Genomic DNA, 14,630 nt, shown 5'->3' with positions numbered 1-14,630 from the left:
CCGGCTACGGCGCGGGACAGTCTGGGGAAACACAACAGCCGGTGCGCGGTCAGGCCGTGGGCCCGTTCCGGTGACGCTTCACGATATGGGAAACTGGTCTAGACAACCCGGTCTAGACCTCTTCGAGATACCCGAGACACACCTGAAGGGCAGCATCACATGGCTGAGCGCCGCGTCAACGTCGGCTGGGCCGAGGGCCTCCACGCCCGCCCCGCTTCCATCTTCGTCCGGGCCGCCACGGCCTCCGGTATCCCCGTGACGATCGCCAAGGCGGACGGCAACCCCGTCAACGCCGCTTCCATGCTGGCGGTCCTGGGTCTGGGCGCCCAGGGCGGCGAGGAGATCGTCCTCGCCTCCGACGCGGAGGGCGCGGACGCCGCGCTCGACCGTCTGGCGAAGCTCGTCGCCGAGGGGCTCGAGGAGCTTCCCGAGACGGTCTGACCCGCGCGACAAAGGCCTGAAAGGCCGCTCGCGGCAGCACTGAAGGGCTCGTCCGATTTATCGGGCGGGCCCTTCGTATTTCCATGGGAAGCGGCGCCGGTAAATCGGTCTGCGGCGTCGGGAAATCCGTCTGCGGGCAGCAGAAATAACGCCCCTCCAATTCACGCCTTCTTTGTATACGGCCCTCGTGTTAATGCCGCAGACTCGGCATGTTTACGGGTTGTTGCGAAGTCCTCACACGGTCCTGCCGCTCCGCCGCGGCGGGCCGGCCGGGAAAGCGCAGCCGGTGCGCCGAGGTCGCGCGCTCCGTGTGCTGGGCGGTGATCGTCCGCGCGCGCTCGCTGTCGCCGCGCGCCACGGCGTCCACGATGCCGCCGTGCTCCGCCCAGGACTCCACGGGGTTGGCCGGCGCCTCGACCGCGTACATCCAGGCGATCTTGTGCCGCAGCTGGGCGAGCGTCGAGGTCAGGGCGGGGCTCCCGGAGGCCTGGGCGAGCGTCTCGTGGAACCAGCCGCCCAGGGAGCGCAGATCCTCGCTGCCGCCCCGTCTGGCCCGCTCCTGGCCCAGCCTGACCAGGCCGCGCAGGACCTTGAGGTGTGCCTCCGTGCGCCGCTGGGCGGCGCGGGCGGCACCGAGAGGCTCCAGCAGCATGCGCATCTCCAGCAGGTCGGCGGCCTCCTGCTCGGTCGGCTCGGCGACGCACGCGCCCGCGTGCCGGCGGGTCACCACGAAGCCTTCGGCCTCCAGCGTGCGCAGTGCCTCGCGCACGGGGACGCGGCTGACGCCGTAACGGCGCGCGAGCAGTTCCTCGGTGAGACGGCTGCCGCGCTCGTAGACACCCGCGACGATGTCATCACGGATCGCCGTGCATACCGAGTGCGCCGGAATACGCATGACCGACCTCCGCCTTAATCCCCGTGAAACGTCCTTGATTGACGTGTGTTCAGGCGACTCTATTGCAGCGAGCCGGAATTTCCGATGGCAGGCCGGAATCCATGGATATTTTTTGGACAGGAGGTGCCCCACAACAAGGAAAGCCCCGGCTCGGTGAGCCGGGGCCTCCTGAGGCGGGTGACGCTTTCGTCAGACGTTCACACCGTGCGAGCGCAGGTACGCGACGGGGTCGATGTCCGAGCCGTACTCGGCCGACGTGCGGGCCTCGAAGTGCAGGTGCGGGCCGGTGACGTTGCCGGTCGCCCCGGAGAGGCCGATCTGCTGACCGGCGGTGACCGTCTGGCCGACGGAGACGGCGATGGACGACAGGTGGCCGTACTGGGTGTAGGTGCCGTCGTTCATCTTGATCACGACGTTGTTGCCGTACGCGCCGCCCCAGCCGGCCTCGACGACGGTGCCGGCGCCCACCGCGAGGACGGCCGTGCCTGAGGCGGCGTGGAAGTCGACACCGGTGTGGCTGCCGGAGGACCAGACGGCGCCGCCGGACTTGTAGCCGGTGGAGATGTAGGAGCCGCTGATGGGGGCGACGTAGGAGTTGAGGCGCTTGCGCTCGGCCGCGCGGGCGGCACGTGCCTTGATCTCCTCGCGCTCCTTGGCGGCGGCGCGCTCCTGCTCGGCCTTCTCGGCGGCGGCCTTGCGGGCCTCCTCCTGTGCCTTCTGCTTGACGGCGGCCACTTCTGCGGCCTGCTGCTGGGCGGCGGCCTGGGCGTCGACCTGCTCGGCGACCGTGTCCCCGAGGACGATGATCTGGTTCAGTCCGGTCTGCTCGGGCGCGGGCTCCGCGGCGAGCGCCGGGACGGCCACGGTGCCGACGACACCGGTGGTGGTGAGAGCGGCGACGCCCACGGTCCTCGTGGTCGTGCGCTTCACTCGGCCGGGACGGCGGTGTTTCCCGGGAGCGCGGGTGAACCCCATGGAGTGGCTGATCCTTTCCTTCCCTCTCGCCTACCGGGTTAGCTGACGGGTTCGGAGCAGGAAGGTCTCCTACGGACACCCCTCGTTTCGCGAAGCTCGCGAAGGGCACCCGATTCACCCCAGGGACTGCGGTTGGGTCCCCGGCTCCCCTGGCTCGCGCCGTACGGGGGACTCGGCGATGACTGTCCGGTGCCGCGGATGCGGCGAACTGCTGGCGAACAGCCGGACCGACGCTAAGCGGGTCGCCTCCGAAATAACAAACGCATCACGGGTTTTGTAGCGTACGCCACAGGGCAGACGTGCAACCTCCCCCATGAATAGGGACAAACAGGGCCCCGGCGACTCTTCCGTCACCGGGGCCCTCGGTCTCCCGTCTGCGCGCCGGTCTCTACTCGGCGGGTACGACGGTGACTTCACCGATGCCGAGGGCCCTGACCGGCTCCTCGATCTGCGCGGCGTCACCGACGAGGACGGTCACCAGACGGTCCACCGGGAAGGCGCTCACGACGGCCGCGGTGGCCTCCACGGTGCCGGTGGCGGCGAGCTGTCGGTACAGCGTCGACTGGTAGTCGTCCGGCAGGTGCTGCTCGACCTGGTCGGCCAGTGTGCTCGCCACGGCCGCCGCCGTCTCGAACTTGAGGGGGGCGACCCCGACGAGGTTCTGCACGGCGACGTCCCGCTCGGCGTCCGTCAGCCCCTCCGCGGCGAGCGTGCGCAGCACCGTCCACAGGTCGTCGAGCGCCGGACCGGTGTTCGGTGTGTCGACGGAACCGCTGATGGCGAGCATCGAGACACCGGAGCCGTCGGGTGCCGAGCGCAGCACCTGGCCGAACGCGCGCACGCCGTAGGTGTAGCCCTTCTCCTCGCGCAGGACGCGGTCCAGACGGGAGGTGAGGGTGCCGCCGAGGCAGTAGGTGCCGAGCACCTGGGCCGGCCACACCCGGTCGTGCCGGTCGACGCCCACACGGCCGATGAGCAGCTGCGTCTGGACGGCGCCGGGGCGGTCCACGATGATGACGCGCCCGGTGTCGTCGGCGCTCACCGGCGGCACGGGGCGGGGCTTGGCCGGAGAGCCCGTCCAGGCGCCCAGGGTGTCGCCGAGCAGCGCGTCGAGGTCGACTCCGGTGAGGTCGCCGACGACCACGGCGGTGGCCGTCGCCGGGCGGACATGCCGCTCGTAGAAGGCGCGTACGGCCGCGGAGTCGATGCGCGCGACGGTCTCCTCGGTGCCCTGACGCGGGCGCGACATGCGGGAGCCCGCGGGGAACAACCGCTTGTAGAGCTCCTTGGCGGCCCGGCGGCCCGGGTTGGCGGTCTCGTGGGGGATCTCGTCGAGCCGGTTGGCCACGAGCCGCTCGATCTCGCTGTCCGCGAACGCCGGGGCCCGCAGTGCGTCGGCGAGCAGGCCGAGCGCCTTCCCCAGCCGCGACACGGGGACTTCGAGGGAGAGGCGTACGCCGGGGTGGTCGGCGTGCGAGTCGAGGGTGGCGCCGCACCGCTCCAGCTCGGCCGCGAACTCCTCGGCGGAGTGCTTGTCGGTGCCCTCGGAGAAGGCCCTCGTCATGATGGTGGCGACGCCGTCGAGGCCGGCGGGCTCGGCGTCCAGGGGGGCGTCGAGGAGCACCTCGACGGCGACGACCTGCTGGCCGGGACGGTGGCAGCGGAGCACCGTCAGGCCGTTGTCCAGGGTGGCGCGCTCGGGCGCGGGGAATGCCCAGGGCCTGGCCTCGCCGGCCTGGGGCTGCGGGTGGAAGTCCATGGTCGCGAGCTCGGTCACTTCGCCGACTCCTCGGTCTCGTCGGTGGTTGCGTCGGCGTCCGTCGCCGGGGTCTCGGCCTCGGCGGCCTCCTCGTCGGCTTCGTCGCCGGCGACGGGCTCGTAGACGAGCACCACGCGGTTGTCGGGCCGCAGGCGCGCCTGGGCGACCTCCCGGACCTCCTCGGCGGTCACGTCGAGCACACGGTCGACGGCGGTCAGGGCCAGCTTGGGGTCGCCGAACAGGACCGCGTAGCGGCACAGTTCGTCGGCGCGGCCCGCGACCGTGCCGAGCCGGTCCAGCCATTCGCGCTCCAACTGGGCCTGGGCGCGCTCCATCTCCTCGGCCGTGGGGCCCTCCGCGGCGAATCGGGCGAGCTCCTCGTCGACGGCGGCCTCGATGACGGGCACCTCGACGTCGCCGGAGGTCTTCACGTCCATCCACGCCAGGGAGGGGGAGCCGACCAGACGCAGCAGGCCGAAGCCGGCCGTCACCGCCGTGCGGTCTCGGCGTACGAGCCGGTTGTAGAGGCGGGAGGACTCCCCGCCGCCGAGGATGGCGAGGGCCAGGTCGGCCGCGTCGCACGCGCGCGTGCCGTCCTCCGGCAGGCGGTAGGCGGCCATCAACGCGCGCGCGGGCACCTTCTCCTCGATGATCTCGCGCCGCTGCTCACCGATGACGTCGGGCAGACCGCCGTCACGCGGCTCCGGCTTGCCGTCGTAGGACGGGATGGAACCGAAGTACTTCTCGATCCAGGCGAGGGTCTGCTCCGGGTCGATGTCGCCGACGACCGAGAGGACGGCGTTGTTGGGCGCGTAGTACGTCCGGAAGAACTGGCGGGCGTCCTCCAGGCTGGCCGCCTCCAGGTCCTCCATGGAACCGATCGGGGTGTGCCGGTAGGGGTGGCCCTCCGGGTAGGCCAGCTGGAAGATCCGCTCGAAGGCGGTGCCGTACGGCACGTTGTCGTAGCGCTGCCGGCGCTCGTTCTTGACGACGTCCCGCTGGTTGTCCAGGTTCTTCTGGTCGAGCGCGAACAGCAGGCTGCCCATGCGGTCGGCCTCCAGCCACAGCGCGAGCTCCAGCTGGTGGGCGGGCATCGTCTCGAAGTAGTTGGTGCGCTCCCAGCTGGTGGTGCCGTTGAGCGAGCCGCCGGCGCCCTGGACCAGCTCGAAGTGGCCGTTGCCCGAGACCTGCTTGGAGCCCTGGAACATCAGGTGCTCGAAGAGGTGGGCGAGGCCGGTGCGGCCCTCGACCTCATGGCGGGAGCCTACGTCGTACCAGAGGCACACCGCGGCGACCGGGGTCAGGTGGTCCTCGGAGAGCACCACGCGCAGGCCGTTGTCCAGGCGGTGCTCCTTCACTGTCAGGCCTTCGGAGCCTGCCTCGGCTGTGGCCGTGTGACCCATGGGCATGTACGTCCCTTCGATGGCGAGCGCGGTCGGTGGAACCGCGGTTGTCCTGCCGGTCCTGCCACTGTATGCAAGCGTGCGGACGCCCGGCGAAGTTCCCGGAGGCCGTACGCCGGCAGCGAGAACGCCCTGTGCCCGGAGCGGGACCGCCGGTGGCCGTCGGCGGCCGGTGGTCAAGGTCGGCGCACGCGGTTGACGCGGCGACGCGGACGCCCGCCCGGCGGGTGAATGCCGGGTCGTGTCCGGGTTGTCAGTGCGGCAGTCCACAATGGTCCGCGTCAGAGTCCGTTCACTTGCAGCAAGGAGCCGGCAGCGATGGCCCGCCGCAGCACGAAGACCCCGCCGCCCGACGACGCGTACGAGGAGAAGATCCTCGACATCGACGTCGTCGACGAGATGCAGGGCTCCTTCCTGGAGTACGCGTACTCGGTCATCTACTCCCGAGCCCTGCCCGACGCCCGTGACGGTCTGAAGCCGGTGCACCGCCGCATCGTCTACCAGATGAACGAGATGGGCCTGCGCCCCGACCGCGGCTACGTGAAGTGCGCCCGCGTCGTCGGCGAGGTCATGGGCAAGCTGCACCCGCACGGCGACTCGTCGATCTACGACGCCCTGGTGCGCATGGCCCAGCCCTTCTCGATGCGCGTCCCCCTGGTCGACGGCCACGGCAACTTCGGTTCCCTCGGCAACGACGACCCGCCCGCCGCCATGCGGTACACGGAGTGCCGCCAGGCCGCCGCGACGAGCCTGATGACGGAGTCGATCGAGGAGAACACGGTCGATTTCGCCCCGAACTACGACGGCCAGGAGCAGGAGCCGGTCGCGCTGCCCGCCGCCTTCCCGAACCTCCTGGTCAACGGCGCGTCGGGCATCGCCGTCGGTATGGCCACCAACATGCCGCCGCACAACCTGGGCGAGGTCATCGCCGCCGCCCGCCACCTGATCAGATATCCGAACGCGGACCTGGACGCGCTGATGAAGCACGTCCCGGGCCCCGACCTGCCCACGGGCGGGCGGATCGTCGGTCTCTCCGGGATCAGGGACGCGTACGAGACCGGCCGCGGTACCTTCAAGATCCGCGCCACGGTGACCGTGGACAACGTGACGGCGCGCCGCAAGGGCCTCGTCGTCACGGAGCTGCCGTTCACCGTCGGCCCCGAGAAGGTCATCGCCAAGATCAAGGACCTGGTCGGCTCGAAGAAGCTCCAGGGCATCGCCGACGTCAAGGACCTCACCGACCGCCAGCACGGCCTGCGTCTCGTGATCGAGATCAAGAACGGCTTCGTGCCGGAGGCGGTCCTGGAGCAGCTCTACAAGCTGACGCCGATGGAGGAGTCCTTCGGCATCAACAACGTGGCGCTGGTCGACGGCCAGCCCCTCACCCTGGGCCTCAAGGAGCTCCTGGAGGTCTACCTCGACCACCGCTTCGACGTGGTGCGTCGCCGCTCGGAGTTCCGCCGCGGCAAGAAGCGCGACCGGCTGCACCTGGTCGAGGGTCTGCTCACGGCGCTGCTGGACATCGACGAGGTCATCCGGCTGATCCGTTCCAGCGAGAACTCCGCGCAGGCCAAGGAGCGCCTGATGGGGCACTTCTCCCTGTCGGACGTGCAGACGCAGTACATCCTCGACACTCCGCTGCGCCGTCTGACCAAGTACGACCGCATCGAGCTGGAGACGGAGAAGGACCGCCTCAACACGGAGATCGCGGAGCTGACGCGCATCCTGGAGTCGGACGCGGAGCTGCGCAAGCTGGTCTCCGGGGAACTGGCCGCGGTGGCGAAGAAGTTCGGCACCGAGCGCCGTACGGTGCTGCTGGAGTCCTCGGGCGCACCCGTGGCCGCGGTTCCGCTCCAGGTCGCGGACGACCCGTGCCGGGTGCTGCTGTCCTCGACGGGTCTGCTCGCCCGTACGGCCGACGCGGAGCCCTTCGCGGCAGATGCGGGCGCCAAGCGCACCAAGCACGACGTGATCGTGTCGGTGGTCCCGGCGACGGCCCGGGGCGAGATCGGCGCGGTGACGTCCACGGGCCGTCTGCTGCGGCTGAACGTGATCGACCTGCCCCAGCTGCCCGACACGGCGGCGGCCCCGAACCTCGCGGGCGGCGCCCCGCTCGCGGAGTTCCTCTCCCTCCAGGACGACGAGACGGTGGTCTGTCTGATGACGCTCGACGAGTCGTCGCCCGGGCTCGCCATCGGCACCGAACAGGGTGTCGTCAAGCGTGTGGTGCCCGACTATCCGTCCAACAAGGAGGAGTTGGAGGTCATCACCCTCAAGGAGGGCGACCGGATCGTGGGCGCGGTCGAGCTGCACACCGGCGAGGAGGACCTGGTCTTCATCACCGACGACGCCCAGCTGCTGCGCTACCAGGCGTCGCAGGTCCGGCCGCAGGGCCGCCCGGCCGGCGGTATGGCGGGCATCAAGCTCACCGAGGGCGCGAAGGTCATCTCCTTCACGGCGGTCGACCCGGCCGCGGACGCGGTGGTCTTCACGGTGGCGGGCTCGCGCGGCACGCTGGACGACTCCGTGCAGACCACGGCGAAGCTCACCCCCTTCGACCAGTACCCGCGCAAGGGCCGCGCCACGGGCGGTGTCCGCTGCCAGCGGTATCTGAAGGGCGAGGACTGCCTGTCCTTCGCCTGGGCGGGCCCGGCTCCCGCCCGAGCCGCCCAGAAGAACGGCACTCCGGCCGACCTGCCGGAGATGGACCCCCGCCGGGACGGCTCGGGTGTCTCCCTGGGCAAGCCGGTGGCATCGGTGGCGGGCCCGGTGTGACGAGGGTTGTCACGGTGAGCCGGAGGCCTCAGAGGCTGTCGTAGGAGGTCTCCGGTTCGCCGGCCTCCTGCTCCTTCTGCGGTACGTAGCGGAGGACGCCCCACATGCTGTGCTCGTCGGCGTGTGGGGCGTCGTCCTTGCACGCCTCCAGCTCCTTTGTCAGCGCGGCGGCGTCCATGCCGGTGCCGATGAGGACGAGCTGGGTGAGCCGTGGCTCGTCGCCGGGCGTCCACGGCTCGGGGTAGAACCGCAGGAAGCGTCCGACGGCGTGCACGGCGTAGCGGTTGCGGGTGTCGTGGGGCCCGAAGTCGACGTATCCCTTGATGCGGTAGAGCCCGTCCGACCTGCCGTCGAGGAAGTCCAGCAGCCGCCGGGGGTTCATCGGCAGGTCGGAGAAGAAGGCGACGCTGTCGTACGCGGTGTGCAGATGCCCGAGGTGATGCCCGTGGGCGTCACCGCCCTCGCCGTGGGTGGCGCCGTCCCCGTCGTCCGGGTCGGCGTCCTCGTCGTGCCGGTGGAGGTCGTCGAAGGAGAGCTGTCCGATGCGTTCCTCGCTCGGGCGGCAGTCGAAGAGGAACGCGGGATCGATGCGCCCGTAGGTCGCGGCCACGACGGCGGCGCCCTCGCTGAGCGACCGGACGAGTCCGAGGACGCGCTCGCCGTGCTCGGCCCGGTCCACCTTGTTGACGACGACGAGGTCGGCGATGGCGAGGTGCCGGTCGATCTCGGGGTGCCGCTGCCTGGTGTCGAGGAACTCGGCTGCGTCGACGACCTCGACCAGCCCGCCGTACACGACCCGCGGATTCTCGCCGGCGAGCACCATCCGTACGAGTTCCTGCGGCTCGGCGAGCCCGCTGGCCTCGATCACGATGACATCGATCCCGGTGGCGGGGTGGGCGAGCCGCTCCAGATACACGTCGAGCTCACTGGCATCGACGGCACAGCACAGACAACCGTTGCCCAGCGACACGGTGGAGTCGCCGAGCGCTCCGGCCACGGCCATCGCGTCGATCTCGATCGCCCCGAAGTCATTGACGACGACACCGATCCGGGTGCCACCGCTGCGGTGGAGAAGGTGGTTGAGGAGGGTCGTCTTGCCGGAGCCCAGGAATCCGGCGAGGACCACGACCGGGATCTGCTGTGGGTCGTGGGGACCCGGACTCGACGACTGGCTCAACGCGCGCCCTCTCTCACACCGTTGCGTGCGCCGGCTCGCGGTCGGCCCGCCGTACCGGGACGGCTCAGGGGGCCGGCGCCAGCCGGAGCGCCGCAGCTCTCGTACGGCCTTGTCCTGCCGCCCCAGGATACGAGTGGGCCCAGCGCCCCTATGAAGGGAACGGTTGTCAGCGGCGCCCGTGGGGCTCACGATGGGCACGGCGCCGGTTTCTGACACCCACACATCCTTCCGTGCGCCTCTTCTCCGCCTCCCAGCCGACCCGTGCCGCTCGGCGACACTGGGAGACGGCAAGCGCGCCGCTCACCGCTCGCCGGTCCCCATCCTGTCGCCCCTACCCGACGACCGCGGATGGACGCCCGAACCGGGGGTTGACATGACCACACAGAACTTTGGGATTCGGAGGCTGGGCTCCGCCGTCCGCGACCGGCTCGTCTCGGCCGCACAGGGCCTGGCGGAGAGAGGCTCCCGACAGCGCAGGCACGCCGCGCTCGCCGAACAACACCGGCTCCACTTCGATCTGCTGTGCAAGGCCATGGAGGACCCCGCGCTGGCGGCCGTTCTCGACACCTACGAGACCGATGTCCCTCCGGAGCGGCAGCGCCAATACCTCTTCGCGAACGCTCTGTACGTCAACGCGCTGTACTACCACCGCATCGGTGCGCTCAGCCTGGGCGAGCTGTACGGGCACCTGCGGGTGATGGCACGGAACACGATCTTCCGGGAGTACTGGGCGGCCACGCGTCACCATCGGGACAGTCTGCCCGACGCGTCGGAGGAAGCCGCGCTGGGCGACATGATGAATGGCCTCGTCGAGGAGATGAACCATCTGGTCGAGGACCGGGACGACGGAGAGGAATGGTGGGTCATCGGGCAACCGCCGGACGAGTGATTCACCCTCAAGTCTCGGGAAGCAGCGAGACGTTGAGACATCGAGGCCGGTAATCTCTCCGCATCCTGCTCGGGAAGAACCTCCTGCTCAGGTCCTTGCATGTGCGGTGTAGGGCTGCAGATCCCCGCCCGAGGCAGCAGCCTGTTCATGAGTGTCCGTGGGCCCGCTCATGAATCGACCGGACGCACCATGGGTCATCAACTCGCGCGGCGCCCCGGGTGGGGCCCACCTCGCTCGATTGCCTCTAGGACCGGACTTGAAGATCGTGCGTCGAGTTGGCGTTCCGCCCCGGGAGCGCGGCAGCTCCACGGGTCAGACCTGCCCCGACATCTTCGAACTCAGTGACGGCAACTTCGCTGTCATCGGCACCGAAGCCACCGCCGCCCTCGACGGCGAGCTGCCGCCCGACGCGGCGCGTGCTCCCTACGAACGCATCGTGGTCATCACACGCGAGACCCTGGTCCGTGCCAAAGCCGACATCCCCGATACGTGAGACGGCCGCGCTCACCTGACGGAGCGCGTGACACGAGCCCGGCACCTCCCCCGTGGTGCCGGGCTTCGTCCGTCAGGCCACCAGCGGCACGGCCACCGGGGGCACCGGTCCCACGTAGCGTGCCGCCGGGCGGATGATCTTCGAGTCCCGGGCCTGTTCGAGGATGTTGGCGCTCCAGCCGACGACGCGGGCGGCGGCGAAGGTCGGGGTGAACATCTCACGGGGCAGCCCGCACAGTTCCATGACGACGCCGGCATAGAACTCGACATTGGTGTGCAGCTCACGGCCCGGCTTCAGCTCGGCGAGGATGGCCTCCACCTGTCGTTCGACCTCCACCGCGAAGGCGACGCGCGGGCCGCCGAACCGCTCCGCGATGCCACGCAGCATGCGGGAGCGGGGGTCCTCGGTGCGGTAGACGGGGTGGCCGAAACCCATGATGCGTTCGCCGGCGAGGACGCGTGCGCGGATCCACGCGTCGATGCGGTCCGGAGTGCCGATCGCGTCGAGGGTGTCCAGGGCACGGCTGGGGGCACCGCCATGGAGGGGCCCGGAGAGCGCGCCCACCGCGCCCACCAGACAGGCCGCGACATCGGCACCTGTGGACGTGATCACGCGCGCCGTGAACGTTGATGCATTGAATCCATGGTCAATGGTTGAGATCAAGTATTGCTCGATCGCCCGGGCGTGCGGGGGCTCTGGCTCCGTGCCCGTCAACATGTACAGGCAGTTCGCGGCGTACGGCAGATCGTCGCGGGGCTCGACCGGGTCGAGCCCCCGGCCCAGCCGGTACAGGGCGGTCAGCAGCGTCGGTACGGCCGCCGAGGCCGCGAGGGCGTCAGCGCGTCGCCGGTCGTCGTCGAGGTCGTACACCGGCCGGAAGCCCTTCGAGGCACCGAGCAGCGACAGGGCGGTGCGCAGGCCGGAGAGCGGCCCCGACCGCGTGCTCGCAGACGCGATCGCGGGCAGCGCGACCCGTACGTCGTCGGGCAGCCGGCGCAGGGGACGGACCTCCGCGGCGAACGCGGCCCGCTGCGCGGCGTCCGGCAGCTCGCCATGGATCATCAGGTGCCAGACGTCCTCGAAGTCACGGGTTTGCGCGAGCTCGACGGCCGAGTACTGGCGGTAGTGGTAGAAGCCCTCCTGTCCTCTGACGTCACCCAATGAGGTGTCGGTGACGACGACGCCCGCGAGTCCTCGCGGTACGTCGACGGAGGCGGTCGCGGCCCTGCTGATCGGCATGTCTCCTCCTTGAACTTGATTCGACTGTCCATGCTTGACTCAATCTCTGTCAATATTGATTGAATCAATATCCCAGCTATGGATACGGTGACGCCCATGAAGGAGCAAGGCACGCACGCGTCGACCGACCCGGTGACCGCCTCCGCCGGCCCGGGGCGGCGGCTCAGCACGAAGGAGACCGCCGAACTGCTCGGTGTGAAGCCGGAGACCGTGTACGCATACGTGAGCCGCGGCCAGCTCAGCAGCCGCCGGGACGCGGCGGGCCGCGGCAGCACCTTCGACTCCGAGGAGGTCGCGGCACTCGCGCGCCGCAACCGGCGGGAGGGCGGCGCGACCTCGGCAGGCGGGGGCGAGCTGTCCGTCCGCACCCGGCTGACCCTCATCGAGCACGACCACTACTACTTCCGTGGCGTCGACGCGACGGCGCTCGCCGCGCGCCACTCCTACGAAGAGGTCGCCGAGTGGCTGTGGACGGGTGAGCTGCGCCCCGGCGCCTCCTTCACCGCGCCGAAGGCGTCCCTGACCGCCGCCCGCCGCGCGGTCGACGCGCTGCCCGAGCACAGCGGCTCCGTCGACCGCCTGCGTGTCGCGGCGGTCGCGGCGGCGGCCGCCGACCCCCTGCGCTTCGACCTCTCCGAGAAGGCGGTGCTCGGCACCGCACGCACCCTCATCCCCACCCTCGTCGCCGCCCTCCCCCTGTCCTCGCGCGGCCATCGCGACACGGGGCCGCTCGCCCACCGCCTCTGGGCGAGACTCAGCGGGCGCGCGCCTGACGAAGCCGCCCTGAGGGTCCTGGACACGGCGCTCGGACTGCTGGCCGACCACGACCTCGCCGCCTCCACCCTGGCGGTCCGCGTCGCCGCGTCCGCCCGTGCCCACGCGTACGCGGCCGTCTCCGCGGGTCTCGGCGCGCTGGAAGGCCCGCTGCACGGTTCGGCCAGCGCCCTCGCCCACCGGCTGCTCACCGATGTGCTGGACCATGGCAGCGCCGCCCCGGTGATCGCGGAGGAACTGCGCTCCGGCCGCGGCATTCCGGGACTCGGCCACCGCCTCTACGCCGGCGAGGACCCACGCGCGCGCGCCCTGTTCGCGCTCCTTGCCGACATGCCGCAGGCGCAGCCCGCGCTGGCGGCCGCCCGCGACATCGTGTCGACCGCCGCCGGACACACCACCCTGCACGCCAATGTCGACCTCGCCCTGGCGGTCTTCACGGCCTCCTCCGGCATGCCCGCCACCGCCGGCGAGACGATCTTCGCGATCGCCCGCACGGCGGGCTGGATCGCCCACGCGCTGGAGGAGTACGGCGAGCGCCCCCTGCGGATGCGTCCGAGCGGCCAGTACGTGGGGGTGCGTCCGCCGCAGCCGCTACCGGAATGAGCGCAGTTGGGCGAAGCCGTGAGAGGGCGCGGGCGAGGGCATGACGGAACACCTACGAGCCGCGCCCCGAACGCACCCCGTGCCGACCTGGTTCACACCCGTTCGGCCCGCCCCGAAAGTCGCCCACGCGGAAGTCAGGTTAGGCTCACCTCTGTGAGTACGTGCACATCCGCGTCCCGACACCTCGACGAGCCTCTCGCGGGGACCGCCGCCACGGCGAGGACATGGCTGCTGCTGGAACAGCCGGGCCCCTGGGGCGCTCAGGCGCTCACGTCGAGCCACCTGGACCCCGCGCTCGGCCGCGCCCTCGAAGCCGCCACCGAGGGCACCGGCGTGCGCGTCGCGCTCATCCGGCGGCCGGGCCGCCACGCCGACTGCCGCGAGGTTCATGAGCGCCAGGTGTACGTGGCGCACACGGTCCCCGGGAACGTCTGGCTGCACAGCGCCACGACGACCGCCCCGGAACGCCTGCTCGACCTCGACTTCGCCTCGCTGGGCAACGGCGAACCTCGCCCCTGCGAGTCGGTCCTCGGGAGTCGGCTCCACACCGGCCACCCCCTCGCGCTCGTGTGCACCAACGGCAAACGCGACCGCTGCTGCGCCCTGCTCGGCCGACCGCTCGCCGCCGAGCTGGCGGCCTCCGGCGTCGAGGGCACCTGGGAGGTCACCCATCTGGGCGGTCACCGCTTCTCGCCCACCCTCCTCGTCCTCCCCTCCGGGTATGTGTACGGGCGCGCCGAGGCCCACCACGTCAAGGAGGTCCTCCACGGCGTACGGGAGGGGCGGATCGTCACCGAGGGCTGCCGAGGGAACTCCGCCTGGGAGCGCCCCGGGCAGGCGGCGGAGCTGGCGGTGCGCACCGCGACGGGCGAGGGCGCGGCAGAGGCCCTCACCGTCCTGCGCACGGACGGCGCCGCCCCGCGCTGGGAGGTCACCGTCGCCCACGTCGACGGCCGCCGCTGGAACGTCACCGTCTCCCAGGGCGCCGCCCAGCCGCCGCGCCCGGAAAGCTGCGGCTCTCCCCTCGGCTCTCCGGCCCGGATGGACGTGACAGCCGTACGGGAACTGGTGCCGGCGGCGCTGGCGGGTTAGAGCCCGACCCCTCGCCAGGTCCGCCGTTCGCGACTCCTCGCCAGGTCCGCCGTTCGCGCCCCCTCCAAGCGCCGGCGCTCCCTGAGATCCCCACCACACCCCTCTACGTCCGGCG

12 protein-coding genes and 1 riboswitch are annotated in these 14,630 nt (G+C 70.9%); of the genes, 6 read left to right on the top strand and 6 right to left on the bottom strand.

The features are described from left to right. Positions 1–159: 159 nt before the first annotated feature. A complete protein-coding gene (locus tag ACZ43N_RS00470; protein ID WP_028802270.1) occupies positions 160–441 on the top strand; it encodes an HPr family phosphocarrier protein in 282 nt (93 codons plus the stop codon). 190 nt (positions 442–631) lie between these two features. Here the strand turns inward: ACZ43N_RS00470 and ACZ43N_RS00465 are convergent, their stop codons facing one another. The 4 genes from ACZ43N_RS00465 to ACZ43N_RS00450 form a co-directional block, all read right to left on the bottom strand. Beyond that, positions 632–1,336 (bottom strand): GntR family transcriptional regulator, encoded by a 705-nt coding sequence (locus tag ACZ43N_RS00465; RefSeq protein ID WP_468094118.1) that lies wholly within the window; start codon positions 1,334–1,336, stop codon positions 632–634. Positions 1,337–1,525: 189 nt separating this feature from the next. Continuing rightward, entirely contained in the window at positions 1,526–2,311 is a 786-nt protein-coding gene (locus ACZ43N_RS00460; RefSeq protein WP_468094117.1) for a M23 family metallopeptidase, read from the bottom strand. Between the two features lie 12 nt (positions 2,312–2,323). Then, positions 2,324–2,499: riboswitch (cyclic di-AMP (ydaO/yuaA leader) on the bottom strand. A gap of 200 nt (positions 2,500–2,699) precedes the next feature. Continuing rightward, positions 2,700–4,088, bottom strand: coding sequence for a M16 family metallopeptidase (locus ACZ43N_RS00455; RefSeq protein WP_468094116.1), 1,389 nt, complete (start codon positions 4,086–4,088; stop codon positions 2,700–2,702). Continuing rightward, positions 4,085–5,479 (bottom strand): M16 family metallopeptidase, encoded by a 1,395-nt coding sequence (locus ACZ43N_RS00450; protein WP_468094115.1) that lies wholly within the window; start codon positions 5,477–5,479, stop codon positions 4,085–4,087. Before ACZ43N_RS00450 ends, ACZ43N_RS00455 begins: the two co-directional genes overlap by 4 nt. Before the next feature lie 312 nt (positions 5,480–5,791). Here ACZ43N_RS00450 and ACZ43N_RS00445 point away from each other — a divergent pair, with 312 nt between their 5' ends. Then, positions 5,792–8,248: a DNA gyrase/topoisomerase IV subunit A gene (locus ACZ43N_RS00445; RefSeq protein WP_468094114.1), complete on the top strand. Its 2,457-nt coding sequence runs from the start codon at positions 5,792–5,794 to the stop codon at positions 8,246–8,248. A gap of 28 nt (positions 8,249–8,276) precedes the next feature. On the opposite strand, the gene ACZ43N_RS00440 is transcribed toward ACZ43N_RS00445, so the two are convergent. Then, a complete protein-coding gene (locus tag ACZ43N_RS00440) occupies positions 8,277–9,425 on the bottom strand; it encodes a CobW family GTP-binding protein (protein ID WP_468094113.1) in 1,149 nt (382 codons plus the stop codon). Between the two features lie 373 nt (positions 9,426–9,798). On the opposite strand from ACZ43N_RS00440, the gene ACZ43N_RS00435 reads away from it, so the two are divergent. Together ACZ43N_RS00435 and ACZ43N_RS00430 are read left to right on the top strand one after the other, a co-directional pair. Next, positions 9,799–10,314, top strand: coding sequence for a DUF6082 family protein (locus ACZ43N_RS00435; protein ID WP_468094112.1), 516 nt, complete (start codon positions 9,799–9,801; stop codon positions 10,312–10,314). A 256-nt stretch (positions 10,315–10,570) separates the two neighbouring features. Continuing rightward, the gene (locus tag ACZ43N_RS00430; protein WP_468094111.1) at positions 10,571–10,807 is read left to right on the top strand and encodes a hypothetical protein; all 237 of its coding nucleotides are present in this window, start codon (positions 10,571–10,573) and stop codon (positions 10,805–10,807) included. A gap of 72 nt (positions 10,808–10,879) precedes the next feature. On the opposite strand, the gene ACZ43N_RS00425 is transcribed toward ACZ43N_RS00430, so the two are convergent. After that, positions 10,880–12,046, bottom strand: coding sequence for a citrate synthase/methylcitrate synthase (locus ACZ43N_RS00425; protein WP_468094110.1), 1,167 nt, complete (start codon positions 12,044–12,046; stop codon positions 10,880–10,882). Positions 12,047–12,142: 96 nt separating this feature from the next. Here ACZ43N_RS00425 and ACZ43N_RS00420 point away from each other — a divergent pair, with 96 nt between their 5' ends. Continuing rightward, positions 12,143–13,423, top strand: coding sequence for a citrate synthase (locus tag ACZ43N_RS00420; protein ID WP_468094109.1), 1,281 nt, complete (start codon positions 12,143–12,145; stop codon positions 13,421–13,423). A 153-nt stretch (positions 13,424–13,576) separates the two neighbouring features. Then, positions 13,577–14,515, top strand: a complete 939-nt coding sequence (locus ACZ43N_RS00415) for a sucrase ferredoxin (RefSeq protein ID WP_468094108.1) — start codon at positions 13,577–13,579, stop codon at positions 14,513–14,515. Positions 14,516–14,630 lie beyond the last annotated feature (115 nt).

It is taken from the genome of Streptomyces sp. NPDC030814 (genome assembly GCF_055572155.1).
Note: the sequence above shows the minus strand (reverse complement) of the source record. Positions and strands in the feature narration are given on the sequence as shown.

What these genes read in the sequence shown, in the direction of transcription:
- ACZ43N_RS00445 (WP_468094114.1), top strand. Translation starts at nt 5,792, where the DNA reads ATGGCCCGCCGCAGCACGAAGACCCCGCCGCCCGACGACGCGTACGAG.
- ACZ43N_RS00470 (WP_028802270.1), top strand. Translation starts at nt 160, where the DNA reads ATGGCTGAGCGCCGCGTCAACGTCGGCTGGGCCGAGGGCCTCCACGCC.
- ACZ43N_RS00435 (WP_468094112.1), top strand. Translation starts at nt 9,799, where the DNA reads ATGACCACACAGAACTTTGGGATTCGGAGGCTGGGCTCCGCCGTCCGC.
- ACZ43N_RS00460 (WP_468094117.1), bottom strand. Translation starts at nt 2,311, where the DNA reads ATGGGGTTCACCCGCGCTCCCGGGAAACACCGCCGTCCCGGCCGAGTG.
- ACZ43N_RS00450 (WP_468094115.1), bottom strand. Translation starts at nt 5,479, where the DNA reads ATGCCCATGGGTCACACGGCCACAGCCGAGGCAGGCTCCGAAGGCCTG.
- ACZ43N_RS00420 (WP_468094109.1), top strand. Translation starts at nt 12,143, where the DNA reads ATGAAGGAGCAAGGCACGCACGCGTCGACCGACCCGGTGACCGCCTCC.
- ACZ43N_RS00465 (WP_468094118.1), bottom strand. Translation starts at nt 1,336, where the DNA reads ATGCGTATTCCGGCGCACTCGGTATGCACGGCGATCCGTGATGACATC.
- ACZ43N_RS00425 (WP_468094110.1), bottom strand. Translation starts at nt 12,046, where the DNA reads ATGCCGATCAGCAGGGCCGCGACCGCCTCCGTCGACGTACCGCGAGGA.